The 20289-nt window shown below is 64.5% G+C and carries 18 protein-coding genes and 1 tRNA gene; 5 read left to right on the top strand and 14 right to left on the bottom strand.

The window, feature by feature from the left end; genetic code table 11:
* Nucleotides 1–72 precede the first annotated feature (72 nt).
* The gene (locus ACCQ03_RS08945; RefSeq protein WP_209227746.1) at nt 73–1635 is read right to left on the bottom strand and encodes a sodium/sugar symporter; all 1563 of its coding nucleotides are present in this window, start codon (nt 1633–1635) and stop codon (nt 73–75) included.
* Nucleotides 1636–1889: 254 nt separating this feature from the next.
* Nucleotides 1890–4502, bottom strand: a complete 2613-nt coding sequence (locus ACCQ03_RS08950) for a glycoside hydrolase family 3 protein (protein WP_209227748.1) — start codon at nt 4500–4502, stop codon at nt 1890–1892.
* A 434-nt stretch (nt 4503–4936) separates the two neighbouring features.
* Between ACCQ03_RS08950 and ACCQ03_RS08955 the strand changes: the two genes are divergently transcribed.
* On the top strand, nt 4937–6892 hold the full coding sequence (locus tag ACCQ03_RS08955; protein WP_057659212.1) for a PhoX family protein: 1956 nt from the start codon (nt 4937–4939) through the stop codon (nt 6890–6892).
* A 217-nt stretch (nt 6893–7109) separates the two neighbouring features.
* Here the strand turns inward: ACCQ03_RS08955 and ACCQ03_RS08960 are convergent, their stop codons facing one another.
* The 8 genes from ACCQ03_RS08960 to pcnB all read right to left on the bottom strand — a co-directional run bounded on the left by ACCQ03_RS08960 (nt 7110) and on the right by pcnB (nt 13843).
* Complete coding sequence (locus ACCQ03_RS08960; RefSeq protein WP_057678959.1) at nt 7110–7733, bottom strand: ATPase; 624 nt, start codon at nt 7731–7733, stop codon at nt 7110–7112.
* 3 nt (nt 7734–7736) lie between these two features.
* On the bottom strand, nt 7737–8081 hold the full coding sequence (locus ACCQ03_RS08965) for a type II toxin-antitoxin system prevent-host-death family antitoxin (protein ID WP_007965758.1): 345 nt from the start codon (nt 8079–8081) through the stop codon (nt 7737–7739).
* A 156-nt stretch (nt 8082–8237) separates the two neighbouring features.
* The gene (pgi, locus tag ACCQ03_RS08970; RefSeq protein WP_057659210.1) at nt 8238–9752 is read right to left on the bottom strand and encodes a glucose-6-phosphate isomerase; all 1515 of its coding nucleotides are present in this window, start codon (nt 9750–9752) and stop codon (nt 8238–8240) included.
* Nucleotides 9749–10129 (bottom strand): aspartate 1-decarboxylase, encoded by a 381-nt coding sequence (gene panD, locus ACCQ03_RS08975; RefSeq protein WP_003481969.1) that lies wholly within the window; start codon nt 10127–10129, stop codon nt 9749–9751. Before panD ends, pgi begins: the two co-directional genes overlap by 4 nt.
* Before the next feature lie 167 nt (nt 10130–10296).
* The gene (panC, locus tag ACCQ03_RS08980; RefSeq protein WP_007965764.1) at nt 10297–11139 is read right to left on the bottom strand and encodes a pantoate--beta-alanine ligase; all 843 of its coding nucleotides are present in this window, start codon (nt 11137–11139) and stop codon (nt 10297–10299) included.
* The gene (gene panB / locus ACCQ03_RS08985) at nt 11136–11951 is read right to left on the bottom strand and encodes a 3-methyl-2-oxobutanoate hydroxymethyltransferase (RefSeq protein ID WP_057659208.1); all 816 of its coding nucleotides are present in this window, start codon (nt 11949–11951) and stop codon (nt 11136–11138) included. The genes panC and panB overlap by 4 nt, the downstream gene beginning before the upstream one ends.
* A gap of 35 nt (nt 11952–11986) precedes the next feature.
* Nucleotides 11987–12472, bottom strand: coding sequence for a 2-amino-4-hydroxy-6-hydroxymethyldihydropteridine diphosphokinase (folK, locus tag ACCQ03_RS08990; protein WP_007965767.1), 486 nt, complete (start codon nt 12470–12472; stop codon nt 11987–11989).
* Between the two features lie 3 nt (nt 12473–12475).
* Nucleotides 12476–13843: a polynucleotide adenylyltransferase PcnB gene (gene pcnB / locus ACCQ03_RS08995; RefSeq protein WP_007965770.1), complete on the bottom strand. Its 1368-nt coding sequence runs from the start codon at nt 13841–13843 to the stop codon at nt 12476–12478.
* Nucleotides 13844–13892: 49 nt separating this feature from the next.
* Between pcnB and ACCQ03_RS09000 the strand changes: the two genes are divergently transcribed.
* Together ACCQ03_RS09000 and ACCQ03_RS09005 are read left to right on the top strand one after the other, a co-directional pair.
* A tRNA-Glu gene (locus ACCQ03_RS09000) sits at nt 13893–13967 on the top strand.
* Between the two features lie 301 nt (nt 13968–14268).
* The gene (locus tag ACCQ03_RS09005; protein WP_209227756.1) at nt 14269–14649 is read left to right on the top strand and encodes a hypothetical protein; all 381 of its coding nucleotides are present in this window, start codon (nt 14269–14271) and stop codon (nt 14647–14649) included.
* Between the two features lie 133 nt (nt 14650–14782).
* On the opposite strand, the gene folE2 is transcribed toward ACCQ03_RS09005, so the two are convergent.
* Both folE2 and ACCQ03_RS09015 read right to left on the bottom strand, forming a co-directional pair.
* On the bottom strand, nt 14783–15700 hold the full coding sequence (gene folE2 / locus ACCQ03_RS09010) for a GTP cyclohydrolase FolE2 (RefSeq protein WP_209227750.1): 918 nt from the start codon (nt 15698–15700) through the stop codon (nt 14783–14785).
* 36 nt (nt 15701–15736) lie between these two features.
* Nucleotides 15737–16894: an N-acetylmuramoyl-L-alanine amidase gene (locus ACCQ03_RS09015; protein ID WP_209227752.1), complete on the bottom strand. Its 1158-nt coding sequence runs from the start codon at nt 16892–16894 to the stop codon at nt 15737–15739.
* Between the two features lie 213 nt (nt 16895–17107).
* On the opposite strand from ACCQ03_RS09015, the gene ACCQ03_RS09020 reads away from it, so the two are divergent.
* Entirely contained in the window at nt 17108–17305 is a 198-nt protein-coding gene (locus ACCQ03_RS09020; protein ID WP_209227754.1) for a hypothetical protein, read from the top strand.
* 200 nt (nt 17306–17505) lie between these two features.
* Here the strand turns inward: ACCQ03_RS09020 and ACCQ03_RS09025 are convergent, their stop codons facing one another.
* Nucleotides 17506–18477 carry an IS5 family transposase gene (locus ACCQ03_RS09025; protein ID WP_150147813.1) on the bottom strand — a complete coding sequence of 324 codons (972 nt, stop codon included), beginning with the start codon at nt 18475–18477 and terminating at the stop codon, nt 17506–17508.
* 238 nt (nt 18478–18715) lie between these two features.
* Nucleotides 18716–19033, bottom strand: coding sequence for a hypothetical protein (locus ACCQ03_RS09030; protein WP_244664312.1), 318 nt, complete (start codon nt 19031–19033; stop codon nt 18716–18718).
* A 187-nt stretch (nt 19034–19220) separates the two neighbouring features.
* On the opposite strand from ACCQ03_RS09030, the gene ACCQ03_RS09035 reads away from it, so the two are divergent.
* Entirely contained in the window at nt 19221–20192 is a 972-nt protein-coding gene (locus ACCQ03_RS09035; protein ID WP_150147813.1) for an IS5 family transposase, read from the top strand.
* Nucleotides 20193–20289 lie beyond the last annotated feature (97 nt).

Below are 20289 nucleotides of genomic sequence, written 5' to 3' on the forward strand. Positions count from 1 at the left end.
ACGGCAGGCTGTCAACGCAGCGCGGCGCAACACCAAGGTGCCGCGCCGCGCTGCATTTCAAGACATGGCTGCTTACCAGAACACGGTGTACAGCACGATCAGAATCGCGATCACGCCGGCCGCGCCGATCTTGAAGCCGAGGGTGGTGCCGTAGGCGACGTCGTTGGTACGGATCAGATCGCGTGCCTGCGTGGCAGGCGTCAGCAACGACACCACCACCGCCAATACCAGCGCGGCAACGAACACCACACCGATGCGGTCCATGAATGGCAGTTCGGGCCAGGCGAACTTGAGCGTGAAGGACAACACCACCGAGCCGATCGCCGCGGTCAGCGCGCCGGCTTCGTTGGCCCGCTTCCAGAACAGGCCAAGCATGAAGATCACCACCACGCCCGGGGTAAAGAAGCCGGTGAATTCCTGGATGAACTGAAAGCCCTGATCGAAGTTGCCCAGCAACGGCCGCGCGGTGAGGATGCCGATCAGCACCGAGGCGGCGGCCACGAGACGCCCCACGCGCACCAGCTGCTTCTGCTCGGTCTGCGGACGGAACTTGGCGTAGAAATCCAGGGTGAAGATCGTCGCCACCGAATTGATCTTGGAGGCCAGCGAGGCCACGATCGCCGCAACCAACGCGGCAAACACCAGGCCCAGGATGCCGGTCGGCAACAACTGCATCATGGTCGGGTAGGCCTGATCGGGCTTGGCCAGATCAGGCGCCAGCACCACTGCGGCAATGCCCGGCACCACGATCACCAACGGCATCAGCAGCTTCAGGAACGCGGCAAACACCATGCCCTTCTGCGCCTCGCCGATGTTCTTGGCGGCCAGCGCGCGCTGGATGATGTACTGGTTGAAACCCCAGTAACTGATGTTCATCACCCACAGCCCGCCGAACAGCACGCTCAGGCCCGGCAGATCCTTGTAGAACGGGTTGTCCCTGGTCAGGATCATGTGGAAGTGCTCCGGGTGCGCCGTCCACAGGTGCTGGAAGCCGGCCAGCACGCCGGCACCATCGCCAATGCGCGCCAGGGTCAGCCCCGCCACCAGCAGGCCGCCCAGCACCAGCAGGGTGACCTGCACGATGTCGGTCAGCGCCACCGCCTTCAATCCGCCATACAACTGGTAAACCAGCGCGAACACGCCGATCAATGCCAGCGCCAGGGTCTGGTCCATGCCGGTGACCTGGCTGACCGCGATCGATCCCAGCCACAGGATCGAGGTCAGGTTGACGAACACGTACAGCAGCAGCCAGAACACCGCCATCAGCGTGCGGATCCACGTGCCGTAACGCTGCTCCAGGAACTGCGGCATGGTGTAGATGCCGTTGCGCAGGAAGATCGGCAGGAAGAACTTGCCGACGATCAGCAGCGTCAGCGCCGCCATCCATTCGTAGGAGGCGATCGCCAGACCGATCGCATAGCCGGAACCGGCCATGCCGATGATCTGTTCGGCCGAGATGTTCGCCGCGATCAGCGAGGCGCCGATCGCCCACCACGGCAGCGACTTGCTCGCCAGGAAGTAATCCTCGGCGCTCTTGCTGTGGCCTGCCTTCTCGCACGAGACCCACTGCGCGAGCACGAAGATGCCGGCCAGATAGACCAGCACGATCACGATATCCAACGTCGCCAAACCCACTGCACTCTCCTGTCTGGCTTTGGGGTGTGCGTCGAACGCCAGACAGGCCTGCAGAATGCCGCCGCAACGCACGGCGTGCGCCACGGCAGCGCGGCGAACCGCAGCTGCAGGCCATCCCGGCCGATCGACGCGCGCGTCCCGCGGCGGCTGATGACACCACCGATCAGGGTGGCCGCTATACCGCGTCGCCGGCACTGGCGACGCAGCTGTTTGGTCTCATCTCAGGCGCGCACGCACGCCTGCGGGAATGCTGCTTACTTGACCGGGCAGTCGACGGTGACTTCGGCTTCGTTGAGCGCGCCAAGCGACACCTTGGACACCGACAGGTCCAGCGCGGCAGCGCTTTCGATGCTGGCGACCTGGGTCAGCTTGGTCACATCCGCGCCGGCCACTGCGAAGCACTTCAACGGCACGCCGACCACTTTCCACTGGCCTTGCGGCAGCGCAGCCAGGGTCTTCTGGACGTCGACACGACCACCGCACTTGTCGCCACAGCCCACGCCCAGCCACACCGGCGCGGTCACCGCGCTGTCGCGGCGCAGGGTCAGCTGCAACTGCACATCGCCGTTGCTTTCACGCGAGACGTCCACCGGCTTGGCGGACACCAGCAACACGCTGGAGGCGGTACTGCCGGACCACACCAGACGGCGCGCATCTTCCTGCGCCTTGTGGTCGACTGCGGTCATCTTCAGGCTGCCATCGGACAAGCCCACCGGCAGCGTGGTTGCCGGCATGTTGGCCTGACCGGCATTGGACAGCTGCATGGCGATGCCGAGCGCAGGCTTGCCGCGCACGAAGTACATCCCGCCTACCGACTGCTCGCCGGACACGCCGGATTCTTCCGGCAGTGCTGCCAGGTCGCCCTTGTCGGCGTAGGTCAGGCCGAAGCCGAACTTGAACTGCGGGTCGTAGTCCTTCTGGCCGACGTTATTGGCGAACTGCACGGCGGTCTTGGGCCAGGAGAAGCTGAGCTTGCCCTTGAAGTCGTTCTGCACCGAGCCATCGGCCTTGCGCAGCAGCACATCGGCAATGCCCTCGCCTTCGGAGCCCGGCAACCAGGCAGCGACGAACGCGTCGGAGGCGTTGATGTACTGATTCATCCACAGCGGACGCCCGCTCAGGAATACCGCCACCACCGGGATGCCTTCGGCCTTGAGTTTCTTGATCAGGGCCAGTTCGCTTTCGTCGCCCGGCTTGTACAACAGGGTGGCGATATCGCCCTGGAATTCGGCATACGGATTTTCGCCGAACACCACCACGGCCACGTCGGGCTTGGTCTTGTAGGCGCCATCCACGGCCAGCTCGGCGCTGCCGCCGGCGGCCTTGATCTGCTTGTCCAGGCCTTCCCAGATGGTGGTGCCGTTGGGATAGTCGCTGCGCTTGGTGCCGGTGCCCTGCCAGTTCAGGGTCCAGCCGCCGGACTGCTTGCCCATGTCGTTGGCACCGTCGCCCAGCACCAGCACGCGCTTGGTCGGATTCAGCGGCAAGATGCCGGCCTGGTTCTTCAGCAGCACCAGCGACTCACGTACCGCCTGACGGGCGATCGCACGGTGTTCCGGTGCGCCGAGCAATTCGTACTTGCCACCGAGTGGGCGCTTGGACGGCTTGCCGGCCTCGAACAGGCCCAGGCGCATCTTCACGCGCAGGATGCGGCGCACGGCATCGTCCAGACGCTCGGCCGAGATCTGCCCGGACTTCACCGCCGCCAGTTCGGTCTCGTAGATACCTTTCCAGCTGTCGGCGGCCATCGCCATGTCGACACCGGCGATGAACGAGGCCGGGCAGTTCTGGTTGGTGCAGCCCTTGACCTGGCCGTGGCCATTCCAGTCGCCGACCACGAATCCGCCGAAATTCATGCGGCCCTTGAGCACGTCGGTCAGCATGACCTTGTTGCCGTGCATCTTTTCGCCGTTGAAGCTGTTGAACGAGGCCATCACGCTCTGTGCGCCAGCGGCAATCGCAGGCGGATAGCCGGCGGCGTGGATATCGCGCATGGTGGATTCGGACACCTTGGTGTCGCCCTGGTCCTTGCCGTCGGTGGTGCCGCCGTCGCCGACGAAATGCTTCACCGACGAAATGACGTGGCTGCCGTCCAGGAACTGCGGCGTGCCCGGCACGCCCTGTACGCCTTCGACCATCTTGCCGGCAAAGCTGGCCACCACCTCCGGCGACTCGGAATAGCCTTCGTAGGTGCGGCCCCAGCGGTCGTCCTGCGGCACGGCCACGGTCGGCGCAAAGGTCCACTCCATGCCGGTGACGCGGGTTTCGGCAGCGGTGACTTCGCCGATCTTCTTGATCAGTTCCGGATTGCGCGTGGCGCCCAGGCCGATGTTGTGCGGGAACAGCGTGGCGCCGACGATGTTGCTCTGGCCGTGCACCGCATCGATGCCGAAGATGATCGGAATCGCGTTGCCGCCCTTGGAAGTGTCCATCGACGCCTCATATAACGCGTCGGCCAGCTTCAACCATTCGGCCGGGCTAGCGTTGTACTTGCCGCCCGGATCGGAATTGCCGCCGGCCAGCACCGAGCCGATGCGGTACTTGCGCACGTCGTCCGGGGTCATGCTGGCGATATCGCCCTGGATGGTCTGGGCGACCTTCTCTTCCACGCTCATCTTGGCCATCACATCGGTGATGCGCTGCTCCAGTGCCGCGTCCTGCGGGAACGGCCACTTCGGCGACGGCCACTGGTCCGGATGGATGGCGGTCGAGGCCTCGGCAGGTGCGGCGGCCGGGGCGGTCTTGCTCGCTTCGGCAGCGGTGTCCTTGCCTTGGCAGGCGGCCAGCATCAGCACCGCAGCGGCGGTGGCCAGGCAGAGGGCGCGACGCGCGACGGGCGCGGCGGTACGACGGAGCAGCTTGTCCAAGATTCGTTTCTCCAGGGTGGTTCTCCCACGGCGATGCGTTGCGCCGCAGGCCATTAGGCGGCGTACGCTTGCGTGATTCCCCTACCCTGTCAACAACAGCTGCCCGTATGCCGAATACCGGGCAACTTATTGGCCGCGGCTATAGCATTGGAATACCGGCAGCACCTGTGAAACCGCGCAAAACCACCTGATCTGCCGCAGCGTCTGAGCGCGCGAGCAGATGCACTTTGCTGCATCGCACCACCCGCCGGTCTGACCAATGCGCAGCATCGGCGTGTCAAGGGAATCTGGCAGCGCTCGCTTGCCATCACACGTTCGAATGCAGGCCAACGGGTGAGCCTGCTGTCAAACAACCGTCATACCAGCGGCCTAGCGTGACCGGCTTGCCGATGCGCCACGGCCATCGTTGATCGTCGCCTTTGCCTGGAGTTTCGATGTCCCCCTCCCCCGACCCCTCCCGTCGTCGCCTGATGCAATTGCTGGCGGCCGTCCCCCTGTTGCCGCTCGGCAACGCCAGCGCTGCCGCCCTGCAACAGCTTGGCGGTGCGGCGTGGGCCGCGCGCCCGCTGCGGCCGTCGGACAACCCGACCCGCCTGGTCTCGGCCACCTTCCACGGCATGCCGGCGCCGAGCCTGGCCGATCCGGCGGCAATGGCCACCACCACGGTCGGTTCGGCCCTCAGCGTGACCCGCAGCGACGGCAGCACGCAGCGGTATGCGCTGGCCTACCACCCGTTCTTCATTACCGGCGATCAGGTGCCGGACGGCAACGGCGGCACCGTGCTGGCGGGCGGGTACTACGACATCCAGCATCGCCCGATCATCGACCGCTCCAAACCCGGTGCCGAGCGTCCGTTCTTTTCCGATTGCCCGGACGGCTCCTCGCTATTGACCCTGCCCAATGCCAAGGTGCCAGGCGTCAAGGGCAACCATGTGTTCGCAGTGGTGCAGTTCGAATACACCACCCGCGACCAGGCCGGCAACGACACCAACCGTCACCTGCCTGCGCCGATCGCGGTGCTGACGCTGGACCAGGACCCGGCCACCGGCAAGCTGTCGCTGGTGAAGTACCACAACGTCGACACCGCACCGGTCCATGGGCTGTGGACCACCTGCGGCGCCAGCCTGTCGCCGTGGAATACCCATCTGTCCAGCGAAGAGTACGAACCCGATGCCACCGCGCTGGCCGGCAACACCCAGTTCCGCAGCTACAGCACGCATCTGTACGGCGACCCGGAAAAAGCCAACCCGTATCACTATGGCCACCTGCCGGAAATCACCGTGCACCCGGACGGCACCGGCAGCGTGCGCAAGCACTACTGCCTGGGCCGCATCTCGCACGAGCTGGTGCAAGTGATGCCCGACCAACGCACCGTGCTGATGGGCGACGACGCGACCAATGGCGGACTGTTCATGTTCATTGCCGACCGCAAGGCGGATCTCTCCGCCGGCACCTTGTATGTCGGCAAGTGGCACCAGACTTCGGGCGTCGGACCGGGCGCGGCCACGCTGCGCTGGATCAAGCTCGGCCACGCCACCAGCGCCGAGATCCAGGCCATGGCCGACCGTCTCACCGCTGCCGACATCCTCGACGTGCACCTGAGCGACCCGAGCGATGCTTCGTTCACCAAGATTCCGTTCAACGGCACCTTCAACTGGATCCGCATCAAGCCCGGCATGGAGAAGGCCGCCACGTATCTGGAAACCCATCGCTATGCCGCGCTGGCCGGCGGCAGCCTGGGCTTCACCAAGCTCGAAGGCACCACCGTCAACGCGCGCGACAAGGTCGCCTACATGGCCATGTCCTATATCGTCACCAGCATGCTCAACGGCTCGGGCGATGTGAAAGTGCAGGGTCCGGAAGCTGGCGCGGTGTATGCCCTGAACCTGCGCGGCGGCCAGCGCGATAGCCAAGGCGCGCCGATCCACAGCGATTGGGTGCCGATCGACATGGCCGCCCCGGCCGCCCTCACCGGCCACAACCTGGCCAAGGCCGACGCGCTGGGCAACCTGGCCGACCCGGAACGGATCGCCAACCCGGACAACCTCAAGTTCTCCGAATCGCTGCGCACCTTGTTCATCGGCGAAGACAGCAGCCTGCACGTCAACAATTTCCTGTGGGCCTACAACGTGGACAGCGGCACGCTGACGCGCGTGCTGTCGGTGCCGGCGGGCGCCGAATCGACCGGCCTGCATGCGGTCGACGAGATCCACGGCTGGACCTATGTCATGAGCAACTTCCAGCATCCCGGCGACTGGGAAAGCCCGTTGCACGACACCGTCAAGGCCACGCTGGATCCGCTGGTCCGCGCCAACTACAAGGATCGCTTCGGTGGCGCGGTGGGTTATCTCACCGGCGACCCGGTGGCAGTGCAGTTGAGCAAGGCGTAAGCGTCGCCGTTTCCAGGTACGGCGCTGCATGACGCAACAGCCGACACGTGCAGCGGGGCATTCCCGCTGCTGTCGCATCCCGGTAGCAGCGCACCTGGGCGGGAGGAGCGTTGCCGATATGGACTGTCGCGCCCGGGTGTGCTCCTGCGGGTAAGGTCGATGGGTGTCTGGCCGCGTCGGTGAGACGGATCAAAGCATAAGCGCCTGAGCAAGCGACTCAGGACTGCCGCAACTCCAGCGCTGCCATCACGATGGGCTTGGCCCAATCGGGTACCTGCGCCAGTTCGTCCGGCGTTTGCGGGTAATGCAGGCCGCTGCGGTCCAGTTCCAGCACCAGTATGGGCGATGCCTGAGCTGCGGCATCGGCCGATGCGCTGTTGTCGTAGACATGCAGCACTGCCAGGTGAGGCAGCAAGGCAATCAGGTTGGCACGCGAGGCGTCGTAACGCTCGCGGATCTTGTGCTCGGGAATGGCATGACCGCCGGCCGCAACCCGCGCCGCCACGCGCTCGATATGCAGGTCCACGGTCGCCAACCCGCAAAACCAGACCGCGACCGTGTGCTGCGCGCAGGCCTCGCGCAGCAGGCGCGGAATGGTCGTCGCGCCCAGCGTGGTTTCGAAGGCGAAATCGCTGCCATCGGCCATGGCCTGGCGCAGCCGCCGTACGCCTTCCTGCCAGGCCTGCGCGTTCGCTTCTGCAGGCGCCCAGCCCTGTTCCACCAAGTCCCTGGTGAAGGCGTCCGGGTTGAACCAGGTGGCGCCGTCCTCTTGCAGAAACCGGCCCAGTAACGAACTCTTGCCCGCGCCATTGACGCCGGCCAGCACCAGAAGATTACCCATCGCTTACAGCGACGGGCCCAGGGTGACCTTGCGGCCGCGGCGTGCCGGTGTGGCGATCGCCTTGGCCAGGCCCGCACCCTCAGTCGCCCCCGCAAGATGCGCGTCGAACTTCGCCTGCAGTGCCTGCAGCGACTGCGCGCGCGCCGAGGTTGCGGCCGCCGCACTGGCCTGATTGACCAGGCGCCGATACTCCTCAGCATCCACCACCACCGCTTCGGGATGATTGTGGTTGGTGATCACCACTGCCCCGTGCGAGCGCACCTTGCGCATCAGGCTGGGCCAGCCCTTTACCTTGATGTCGGCAGCGGGGGATTTTTCGAGCTCGGGCAGATCCTGGAAGCGCGACATGGGGAAATCCGGGGCGAAGTGCTGGCGATCAGCCTACTCCCAAATTCCCAATTTAGGAAATTTGTCCATTTTGTCCAAACAATCCGGTCGATCATGCCGTCCAAAACAAAAACGGGGCCCGCAGGCCCCGGTTTTTCAAGCGCGATGCGCACATGCTCAGCCGCGCAACTTGTTCAGCAGCTCGCGCGTCACCGGGTCGGCCACATCGGCCGATTCGCCCTTCAGCGCCGGCAGCAACTGGCTGGCCAGCTGCTTGCCCAGCTCCACGCCGAACTGGTCGAACGCATTGATGCCCCACATCACCGATTGCACGTAGACGCTGTGCTCGTACATCGAGATCAGCGCGCCCAGCGCCTGCGGGGTGAGCGCATCGAGCAGGATCACCGTGCTCGGGCGGCCGCCCGGGTAGCTGCGGTGCGGGTCGCTGCTGTCCTGCCCGTTGGCCAGCGCCTCGGTCTGCGCCAGCACATTGGCCATCAGCGCAGTATGGTTTTCCGCGTACGGGTCGTCGTTGTGCACGGTGCCGATGAAATCGGCCGGCACCACGCTGGTGCCCTGATGCAGCGCCTGGAAGAAGCTGTGCTGCACATCGGTGCCGGCACCACCCCACCACACCGACACGGTGTCGCTGTCCACCGCCGAGCCATCGAGCTTGACGCGCTTGCCCAGGCTCTCCATCACCAGCTGCTGCAGGTAAGCCGGCAGCAGTGCCAGGCGCTGGTCGTAGGTCATCACCGCGTGCGTGGCGCTACCGAGCAGGTTGCGGTTCCACACTGCCGTCAGGCCATGCAACACCGCAACGTTTTCTTCCAGCGGCGTGTTGAGCACATGTGCATCGAACTGCGCGGCGCCTTCCAGCAGTTGTTCGAAACGCTCGAAACCAATGGCCAATGCAATCGGGAAACCCACTGCCGACCACAGCGAGTAGCGCCCGCCCACCCAGTCCCACATCGGCAGCACGCGGCCGGGTGCGATGTCGAAGGCCTTGGCGGCACGCTCGGGGTTGGCACTGACCGCGTACAGCCGCTCGCTGCCACCGAGCCAGGCATGCAGGATGCTGCCGTTGAGCAGGGTTTCCTGGGTGCCGAAGGTCTTGGAGATCAGGATGCCGGCGGTGCGTGCCGGATCCAGCGTGGCCAGCGTGCGCTGCATCGCCGCACCATCGACGTTGGAGACGAAATGCACGCGCAAGCGCGCTCCGGCCACCGGACGCAAGGCATCGGCCACCAGCCGCGGGCCCAGGTCCGATCCACCGATGCCGACACTGACGATATCGGTGACCTCGGTCGCTTCCAGCTGCTGGATCAGCGCGCCCATGCGCTGGCGCACGTCGGCAGCGGTGGCATACGCCTCCGATGCCACCGCTGCGTCGGTCAAATCGCCGCGCAACGCGGTATGCAGGGCCGCGCGCTGTTCGGTGACATTGACCTGCTCGCCACGGAACAGGCGCTGGAACGCGCCGGAAAGATCGCGCGCGCGCGCGATGGCGAACAGCGCATCGAGCGCGGCGCGGTCATACTTCTGCCGCGCGAAGTTGAAATACAACGGACCGACTTGCCTGGCGTATTGCGTCGGCCGCTGCGGCTCGGCGGCAAGCAATGCGGGGATGGCAGCGCCGCGCAGGCGCTGGGCGTGGGCGTGAAGCGCGTCGAATCCGTTGGTGTGTGTCATGCGGCCTGCGTGGGGATGCTGTGGTTGGTGTGGGAGATCGCGTTGTGCGCGTTCACATATACCAGATTGGGCTTGAAGGTCTTGGCTTCGTCTTCGCTCATGCTGGCGAACGCCGCCACGATGATCAGATCGCCCACCTGCACGTGACGCGCAGCGCCACCGTTGAGCGACATGATGCCGCTGCCGTCTTCGGCGCGGATGGCATAGGTGCTGAAACGCGCACCGTTGGTGACGTCCCAGATGTGGACCTGTTCGAATTCGCGGATGCCGGTCGCTTCCAGCAGCAGGCCGTCGATGGCGATCGAGCCTTCGTAGTTGAGCTCGGAGTGGGTGACGGTGGCGCGGTGGATCTTGGCTTTCAGCAGGGACAGGTGCATGGACGGAAGGCAACGACAAAAGGAAAGCCGGCATTTTAGCGGAAAGCGCCCGTCCCCACCGGTTTGCGCTGCGGCCGGTGGTGAGGGCTTCAGGCCTGCGCAGCACGCACAACCGCGCGCCCGGTTCGCTGGCGCTGCCGGACGGCTCCGACGGCGCGTCGGCCTGCTCAGAATTCCAGGTTGTCGATCAAGCGCGTGTTGCCCAACCGGGCCGCGATCAAGGCCACGCGCGCGCCGGTGTGGCTGTCGCCCGGCTCGCTGAGGTCAGGCAGCCGCACCACCGCGTAATCGACCCTGAAACCGGCCTGTTCCAGCGTGTGGCTGGCCGCATCTTCCACCTGCGCACGCGGCGTGCCGGCGGCATAGCTGTCGCGCATCTGCAGCAGCACCTTGCGGATCGTGCCCGAGATCGGGCGATCTTCCGCCGACAGATACTGGTTGCGCGAGCTCATCGCCAGGCCATCGGCCTCGCGCACGATGCTGCCGCCCAAAATTTCGATCGGAAACGCCAGGTCGGCCACCATCTGCCGGATCACCGCCAACTGCTGGTAATCCTTCTTGCCGAAGGCGGCCACGTCCGGCTGCACCTGGTTGAACAATCGCGCCACCACGGTGCACACGCCATCGAAATGCCCGGGCCGGCATTCGCCTTCCAGCACATCGCTGACGCCGGGCGCATGGATCGGTGTGGCCAGCGCGGTGCCGAGCGGGTACATGGTGTCCACGTCCGGCAGCCACAGCGCATCGCAACCGGCGTCTTCCAGGCCGCGCAGGTCGGCCTCGGGCGTGCGCGGGTAGCGCGCAAAATCTTCATTCGGTCCGAACTGGGTCGGGTTGACGAACACGCTGGACACCACGCGGTCGGCGTACTGGCGCGCCAGCATCACCAGCGAATAATGCCCGGCGTGCAGGTTGCCCATGGTGGGCACCAGCGCCACACGCAAGCCCTCGCGCTTCCAGCCATTGACCAGGGCGCGCAGTGCGGAAAGATCGGTCAGGGTCTGGATCATGCGGCGTATGCATGCTCTGCATCGGGAAAGCTGCCGTCGCGCACCGCCTGTGCATAGGCGCGCACCGCGCCGGCAACCGAGCCGCCCTCGGCCAGAAAATCCTTGACGAACTTGGGCCGGCGGTGGCCACTGTCCAGCCCAAGCATGTCGTGCATCACCAGCACCTGGCCGTCGCAACCGGGGCCGGCACCGATGCCGATGGTGGGCACGCTGAGGTCGGCACTGATCTGCGTGGCGATCGGCGTCGGCACGCATTCCAGCACCAGCAGGCTCGCACCGGCGTCGACCACGGCCTGCGCGCCACGACGCAGCTGCTCGCCAGCCTCGCCGCGGCCCTGCACCTTGTAGCCACCGAACCGCAGCACCGATTGCGGGGTCAGGCCCAGGTGCGAGCAGACCGGGATCTCGCGCTCGACCAGGTAACGGATGACCTCCAGCTTGTGCCCGGCGCCTTCGATCTTGACCATCTCCGCGCCAGCCTGCAGCAGCTGGGTGGCGGCGTCCAATGCACGCTCAGGCGTGGCGTCGGCCTGGAACGACAGGTCGGCCACCAGCAAGGCGCGATCGAGCGCACGGGCCACCGAGGCCGTGTGGTAAACCATGTCGGCGGTGGTCACCGGCAAGGTGGAATCGTGCCCCTGCACCACCATGCCGAGCGAATCGCCGACCAGGATCAGGTCCACGCCATTGGCGTCGAAGGTGCGCGCAAAACCGGCGTCGTACGCGGTCAACATGACCAGTTTTCGACCCTCGCGCTTGGCCTGCGCCAAGGCGGGCACGGTCCAGGGCTTGCTGTCGGCGTGGCTGCTCATGAAGTCATTACGTGGGGTGATAAGCCGGCCATTATCTACCCAATCGGCTCCAGCCCGCAGGTATCGATGGCGTGCAGGGCGCGCCGCACTGTTCCATGCCCCGGAATGATCGCCTCCGGCGCCAGCTCCGACAGCGGCAGCAGGGCGAAGGCGCGCGCGTGCAGATGCGGATGCGGCACCTGCAGCTGCGGCAGGTCGATCACCTGGTCGGCGTACAGCAGCAGGTCCAGGTCGAGCGTCCGCGGGCCCCAGCGCTCGCCGGCGCGACGCTCGCGGCCGAACGCCTGTTCGATGCCGAGCAAGGCCTCCAGCAGCGGCAGCGGCGCAAGCTCGGTACGCAGCTGGGCCACGGCATTGATGAAATCGGGCTGGTCTTCGCGGCCCCAGGCCGGCGTGCGATACAAGCGCGAAGCGGCGATCAGCGTGGTCTGCGGCACGGCGCCCAGCGCGGCGATGGCCGCGCGCACGCTGGCCTCGGCCTGGCCCAGGTTGGCACCCAGGCCAACAAAGGCGGTCTGCATGCCCTACTCGCCGGCCGGTGCGCCGGTCCGACGGCGGCGTCGGCGACGCTTGCGCGGTGCGCCCTCATCGCTGTCGTGGTCGGCCTGCGCCGATTCGATCGCATCCACCAGCTCCTGGCCGGAGGACTTCTGCGCCTCGCGCCAGAACTCCACATCGGCGGCGTGGTCGGCCGATGCGAACTGACGCAGCACCAGGAAATCGAATGCCGCGCGGAAGCGCGGATGCGACAAGGTGCGAAATACCCGCTTGCGCTGACGCGAGGAGAAACGCGTCTGCAGTAACCAGATTTCCTGCATCGGCAGCGAGAAACGGCGCGGCAACGCGACGCGCTCCAACTGATGCAAGGTGACGCGATCGGCCGCGCGGCGCTGCGCATCCTCCGGTTGCACGCCTTGCGCCTGCAGCCCCATCAAGGTGCGGCAGAACGCCGGCCACAGCAGCAATGCAAACAGGAAGGCCGGCGACACCGGCTCGTCGTTGGCCACGCGTGCATCGGTATTGCGCAGGCCTTCCAGCACCATGGCGCGCAACGCGCCACTGCGGTTGGACTTCAATGCCGCCGCGCTTTCCGGAAACAACGCGCTGAGCAGGCCGTAACGCTCCAGACCTTCGAAGCTGGCCACACCGTGCCCAGACAGGAACAGCTTGAGAATTTCTTCGAACAACCGCGCAGGCGCAGCTTCGGACAGCAGCCCGGCCAGACGCGGAATGGGTTCGGCGGTGCCGGCTTCGATGTCGAAATTCAACTTGGCCGCCAGACGCACCGCGCGCAGCATGCGCACCGGGTCTTCCTGGTAACGCAACTGCGGGTCGCCGATCAACTTCATCAGGCGCGCCTGCACGTCTTCGAAGCCGCCGCAGTAATCGCGCACCGAGAAATCCTCGATGGCGTAATACAAGGCATTGCAGGTGAAGTCGCGGCGGATCGCATCGTCCTCGATGGTGCCGTAGACGTTGTCGCGCACCAGCCGGCCGTTATCGAGTTCGCGGTCGCCGCTGCCATCGTCGACATTGGCGCGGAAGGTGGCCACTTCGATGATTTCGCGACCGAACACCACATGTGCCAGACGGAAACGGCGGCCGATCAGGCGACAGTTGCGGAACAGCGCCTTGACCTCTTCCGGCGTCGCGTCGGTGGCCACGTCGAAATCCTTCGGGTGGCCGCCAACCAGCAGGTCGCGGACCGCACCGCCGACCAGATAGGCACCAAAGCCCGATTCGCGCAGGCGGTACAACACGCGTAACGCGTTGGGGCTGATGTCCTTGCGCGAGATGGTGTGCTGGTCGCGTGGAATGACGCGCAGCGTGAACGGAGATGTAACTGAGGGTTCGATGATGGCGCTTCCGTCTTGTGTTGCAGGATTGCCCAACGGCTATTACCTCACTATACTAGCGCGCTGCACAAGACGTGACAAAAGCGCTCCCTTCGTCTAATGGTTAGGACGTGGCCCTCTCAAGGCTAAAACAGGGGTTCGAGTCCCCTAGGGAGCACCACGATCGGTCTGACTGCTAAACGCCAGAGCCCCGCAATGCGGGGCTTTTGCGTTGTGGCCATTCGCCTTGCACGTGCCGTTTTGCAGAGCGAACGCGCTGCAGCGCTGCCGGCACGCTTGCTATCCATGCACATGTGCGCAGCGGCACGCTGGCAGAGGCCGCTTGGACGCTCAGCCGGTGACGCTGCCAAGCCCGGCGCACGATGCGCACCGACAGGTATCACCGACGAACGCCCCTTCGCCGGTCAAAAGTGAAAACTGCCACTGCCTATCTGGTCGGCGAACACATCCTCCTTCAAGCAATGTCGCTCACCGAAAGCAGTGTATGGATTGCCGATGGGCACGTGCTGACCATTCCCGCAGATGACCGCAGCGGTCTGGCCGAGGGGATAAAAACATCGCTTGCCGCCTCACGCGCAGGCGTCGCCCACCCGCCTCAGTCGGAATGGAAAAGCATCCAGCAGCCCATGCTTCAAGCCGCAGGCGTCCGAACCTGGGCCGCCCTGGGGAAGAAAGCAAAAGCGGTCGGCATGACGTCTGCGGACGAGGACGTGGCGTTCATTCCTGCGGTCCATTTTCGGGCGCATGGCGGCCACGCCAGTGACGAATATACGATCCACCGCCGCATGGACGACCCGGATTTGGGCTCCGGCTTGCTCGACGCCTTTGCACACGCAAGTTAGCGCCAAACCCTGCGTGCGCCGTGTGTCGCTCGCTGTCACGCACATCCATCGCCATCGACCCGACAGACGCGGGGTCTGTTGATGCACTGGCGCCAGGACGCCATCCTGCGCGGAGGAGAATGCATGTTGCCCGTTATTCGGCAAACGGATGTGTGTCGACCGCCTCGCTACCGGTTTCGGCGACCGCATCGTGGGCATGCAGGCTTTCCAGATGGCGTACCGCCACATGAAAGACTGCGTATTGCTCCGCCAGCGACTTGCGCAGGCGTCGCGCCGCATCTTCGACATACATCAGGTTTGCGCCATTCAAACGCGCAAACGCCTGTTCGTCGGGTCGCCGGACTGCAGCCTGCACCGGCGTCGCCAATGCCTGCTCGCACACACCGATCAACTCGCGGATCTCCAAGCGCTGCGTATCGTCGGCCAGATCGACGCGTACCTGCGCCACGCTGCGTTGGCTATGCGGCGTGGCGTAGGAGCCGTTGGCCTGCAGCCATTGCACAACATCGTGCAGCGCCAGCGCATCGCGCCCGGCATGTTGCTGCGCGAATGCATCGCCCAGCAGCTGCCGCGACAACGCTGCCGAACAGGGGCAGGTTGAGGCGTACAACACCTCCACCTGGAGCTGGACCGTGGTGCGCCCTGCCCTGCATTGCGCGGCGATGTGCACCGGATAGGCACGCCAGCCGCTCAGCCCCTCACTGCGCAAGGCCGGCGTGCGCAGCATCAGCTCGAAGCGCAGCGTCAGCCGAGCGGCGCGGCTTGCGCAATCGGCATGGCTGTCGATCAGCGCCTGCAATAACTGCGAGAGCATGGCCGGCGACAGTGGCTGCTGCAGATGCGTATCCAGCAGGCGATACAGCCGCGACATGTGGATGCCTTTCAGCTCAGCCCGCGGCAGATCGACCTGCACGCTGGCGCGCGCGGCAAGCTGGCTGCCACCGGTCTCCAACTGCACGGGAATGGCGATGTCCTGCATGCCCACCCATCGCAGGGGCGCGCTCAGCGCTGATGGTTCGGTCACAGCAACATCGGGAAGCGTAGCGGACATCGTGATCTCGTCGAAGATAAAGGTGACGACCGCGCCTCAGGCGCGGCCAGGAAACGCAGCGAAGTAGTCGTCGATTCCCGCATGCAATGTCTGCGCGAGTTCGTCCTGATGCGTATCGCTGCACAGGCGGCTGCAATCGTCGCGATTGCTCATGAAGCCGGTTTCGACCAGCAGCGACGGAATGTCCGGCGACTTCAACACCGCAAAACCGGCCTGCCCCACCTGGTCTTGATGCAGGCGCGTCACCTGCTGCAGGCGCTCCAACATCAATGTGCCCAATGCCACACTGCTGGCGATGGTGCCGCTCAACGACAGGTCGGCCAGCACCTGCGACAGCACCGGATTGCTCGGCACGCGCAGCCGGCGCGCGGTATCGCCCATGTCGTCGGCAGCGTTTTCGCTATCGGCGATCCAACGCGCCAGTGCGGAGCTGGCGCCAGTCTGCGACAGCGCAAACACCGAGGCGCCGCGCGCTTGGCGCGTTGGTGCGGCATCGGCATGGATGGAGACGAACAGGTCCGCGCTGTGGCGATGGGCGATCAACACGCGCTCGTGCAGCGGCACGAAGCGGTCGTCGCTACGGATCATGGTCGGCCGGTAACGCGTATCGGCCGCCAGACGCTGATGCAGCCGCGCAGCGATCGCCATCGCCACATGTTTTTCGTAACGCGCATCGGCACTGACCGCGCCCGGATCCTTGCCGCCGTGGCCGGCATCGATCGCGATGATGTAGGGATGCAGGCGCGAGCGGGCCGGGCCTACGGGCGCTGTCGCTGCAACATCGCCGATGACTGTCAGGGCCGCGCCACCGGGCATGGCGGCAAGCTCCAGCACCAGCGCACTGCCATCCCGGCGCACGTTGACCGTACAGGGCTGCCGCAGATCCAGCACGACGCGCAGACCATCGAGATGCGGCGCGCTGCGTATGCGGGTCACCGCAACGCTGGCGGGCATCGGATCGATGCAAGGCGACTGCGGCGACACGCCAGAAAGATCGATGACCACACGCTCAGGATCGGACAACCTGAAACTGCGGTAGGCCACCTGCGCGCCCAGTTCCAGCCGCAGGCGAAGCAACCCGCCCTGCTGTTGCACGCGGCATCCCCGCAGCGCCGGGAGCCCCCGCGCAGCCCCGAACGTCGGCGCAAGCATCAAGGCAGCAGCTCCACCCCGTAATAGGTGCCGACGCTGCATCACGCCCTGCCCTCACAACTCAGGCAATCGACCCGCCACAGCAAACGGCAGCGTAGAGCGCAGTGCGATTCCGGACGGCAGCTAAAACATAGAAGAAGGCAGGGCACGGGAGGCAAGACTGCGCGGCGAAGATGAGGTGTTATAAGGTAACATTAATTCAGCAAAAGCAAGCCGGTTGCCGCCTTCGTTCAGCTCCTCGTCCAGAAGCCGCCCATGTCCCACCATATCCCCGAGACCTACGACGCCTGGCGTCGCTGCATTGAGATTGACTGCGCCCAGCCCCTGACCGCAGCCTTCATTGCCCAACGCCTCACAGCGCTCCAGGACCCTGCCGATCACCACACTCAGCAGTTCCTGCGTCGCTGGGGGCCTGTGCATCACCAGCAGGTGATGAGTGGTTGGGCGTGCTGACAACGATCTCAAGCTGAGTCGGTAAGCTGGTCCGTCCGGAGCGCTACACAGACTGGGAAGATAGATAGGTCTAGGGAAGGTCTGAACAACGCGATCGGAGGATGTGGTAAGCCATATCGGTCGCGGTGACCGCGCTCAGATCCTCGGTTTTTCGCCGTTTTTGGCGCTTTTTCGGGGTATCGTCCCGATTACGGGCGCACCTACCCCGCGGCGGTAATGAACTCTTTGCGCTTCAGCCACAGATTCGACAGCGCAAACAGCATCAGCATCTGTGCGGTGTTCTTCGCCAAACCGCGATAGCGCACCTTGACGTAGCCAAACTGGCGCTTGATCACCCGAAACGGGTGTTCCACCTTTGCACGCAGGCTGGCTTTTGTGTGCTCCCAGCGCTTGGCCAACTTCAGTTCGCGCTTGTTCTTAATCTGCTTCAGCTTCGAGGGCTTCTCCGCGATCAGGTAGCGCAGTTTGCGCTTGCGCTTCATCTCCTCGCGTTTCTCAAGCCCGGTGTAGCCGCTGTCCGCGCACAGCGTGTCCTCCTTGCCGTGCAGCAGCTTGTGCGCTTGTGTGATATCGGCCACGTTGGCCGCCGTGCACTCCACGTGGTGCACCAGCCCGGAGTCATCGTCCACCCCGATGTGCGCCTTCATCCCGAAGTAGTACTGGTTGCCCTTCTTGGTTTGGTGCATCTCCGGATCGCGCTCGCCATCCTTGTTCTTGGTCGAGCTGGGCGCAGCGATGATCGTGGCGTCCACGATCGTCCCGCCGCGCAAGCTCTGCCCCTTGCGCGACAGGTGCGCGTTGACCCGATTGAACAGCTTGCGCGCCAAATCGTGCTGCTCCAACAGATGGCGGAAGTTGAGAATCGTCGTCTCGTCCGGCACCTCATCCAGCCCGCCGATCTTGGCGAAACGGCGCATCGACACCGTGTCGTACAGCGCTTCTTCCGCCGATGGATCGCTCAGTGCATACCACTGCTGCAAAAAGTGGATGCGCAGCATGGTCTCCAGCCGATACGGCTGTCGCCCCGGCTGCCCCGACTTCGGGTAGTGCGGCTCGATCAGCGCCAGCAGGTCCTTCCACGGCACGACCTGGTCCATCTCGGCCAAGAACACCTCACGCCGCGTCCGCTTGCGCTTGCCGTTGTACTCCGCGTCGCCGAAGGTCAGCTGCATCGAAATCGTCTACTCGGGTCGTTGATCGATTGTGGCAGATCACGATGGATTGTTCAGAGTTTCCCTAGGGTGGACGACGCGCTATGGACCCTACCAATGGGCAAGGACGTGGATCGCGTTGTCTTGCCTAAGAAAAATAGAATCTCCTCAGACCCAGGCGTGAGCGAGCCCACTACAAGCGATGCAGCCAGGCGCAATCAAGCCCAACTCGTCTATAAGACAAGAAATTTCATAGTGCTCACACGGCGCGAAGCAAACGGGGATCAGTGGTTCGTGTCTCCCTGATCAGCACGGGATTGGCCTCAGCGACGAGAAATGTCAGAACCAATGCATGGCGGCGATGAAACATACCGCCATGCACTCTCAATCTTGCTTTTAGCTCAGCTTCCACGTCATTCAAGTCGCGCCGGACCGCCTCCGCCGATGAGGAATCAGCAATGACACGCACCGCCACGCCACGAGTCTCCCTTGCTGCCCATGCGCGCACCTGGATGAAATGCCTGCCAGCCGTAGGCAGAATTTCGACGCAATTGAGAACACAGCGATATGCGCTCAACTGCATCTCCAAAGACAAGCTCCTACAGTCGCCACGAAACACACACTGAAACTGAGAAGCGCAGAAGCGCTCAAGCGCCGGCGAACGTAGTGCTTGATATAACCCATGCGTTTCTATTTCTAAGGAAACTCTGAACAATCCATCGTGATCTGCCACAATCGATCAACGACCCGAGTAGACGATTTCGATGCAGCTGACCTTCGGCGACGCGGAGTACAACGGCAAGCGCAAGCGGACGCGGCGTGAGGTGTTCTTGGCCGAGATGGACCAGGTCGTGCCGTGGAAGGACCTGCTGGCGCTGATCGAGCCGCACTACCCGAAGTCGGGGCAGCCGGGGCGACAGCCGTATCGGCTGGAGACCATGCTGCGCATCCACTTTTTGCAGCAGTGGTATGCACTGAGCGATCCATCGGCGGAAGAAGCGCTGTACGACACGGTGTCGATGCGCCGTTTCGCCAAGATCGGCGGGCTGGATGAGGTGCCGGACGAGACGACGATTCTCAACTTCCGCCATCTGTTGGAGCAGCACGATTTGGCGCGCAAGCTGTTCAATCGGGTCAACGCGCACCTGTCGCGCAAGGGGCAGAGCTTGCGCGGCGGGACGATCGTGGACGCCACGATCATCGCTGCGCCCAGCTCGACCAAGAACAAGGATGGCGAGCGCGATCCGGAGATGCACCAAACCAAGAAGGGCAACCAGTACTACTTCGGGATGAAGGCGCACATCGGGGTGGACGATGACTCCGGGCTGGTGCACCACGTGGAGTGCACGGCGGCCAACGTGGCCGATATCACACAAGCGCACAAGCTGCTGCACGGCAAGGAGGACACGCTGTGCGCGGACAGCGGCTACACCGGGCTTGAGAAACGCGAGGAGATGAAGCGCAAGCGCAAACTGCGCTACCTGATCGCGGAGAAGCCCTCGAAGCTGAAGCAGATTAAGAACAAGCGCGAACTGAAGTTGGCCAAGCGCTGGGAGCACACAAAAGCCAGCCTGCGTGCAAAGGTGGAACACCCGTTTCGGGTGATCAAGCGCCAGTTTGGCTACGTCAAGGTGCGCTATCGCGGTTTGGCGAAGAACACCGCACAGATGCTGATGCTGTTTGCGCTGTCGAATCTGTGGCTGAAGCGCAAAGAGTTCATTACCGCCGCGGGGTAGGTGCGCCCGTAATCGGGACGATACCCCGAAAAAGCGCCAAAAACGGCGAAAAACCGAGGATCTGAGCGCGGTCACCGCGACCGATATGGCTTACCAC

The sequence above is a fragment of the Xanthomonas sp. NCPPB 3569 genome (assembly GCF_041475645.2).
In the GTDB taxonomy this organism is placed as follows: Bacteria; Pseudomonadota; Gammaproteobacteria; order Xanthomonadales; family Xanthomonadaceae; genus Xanthomonas; species Xanthomonas phaseoli.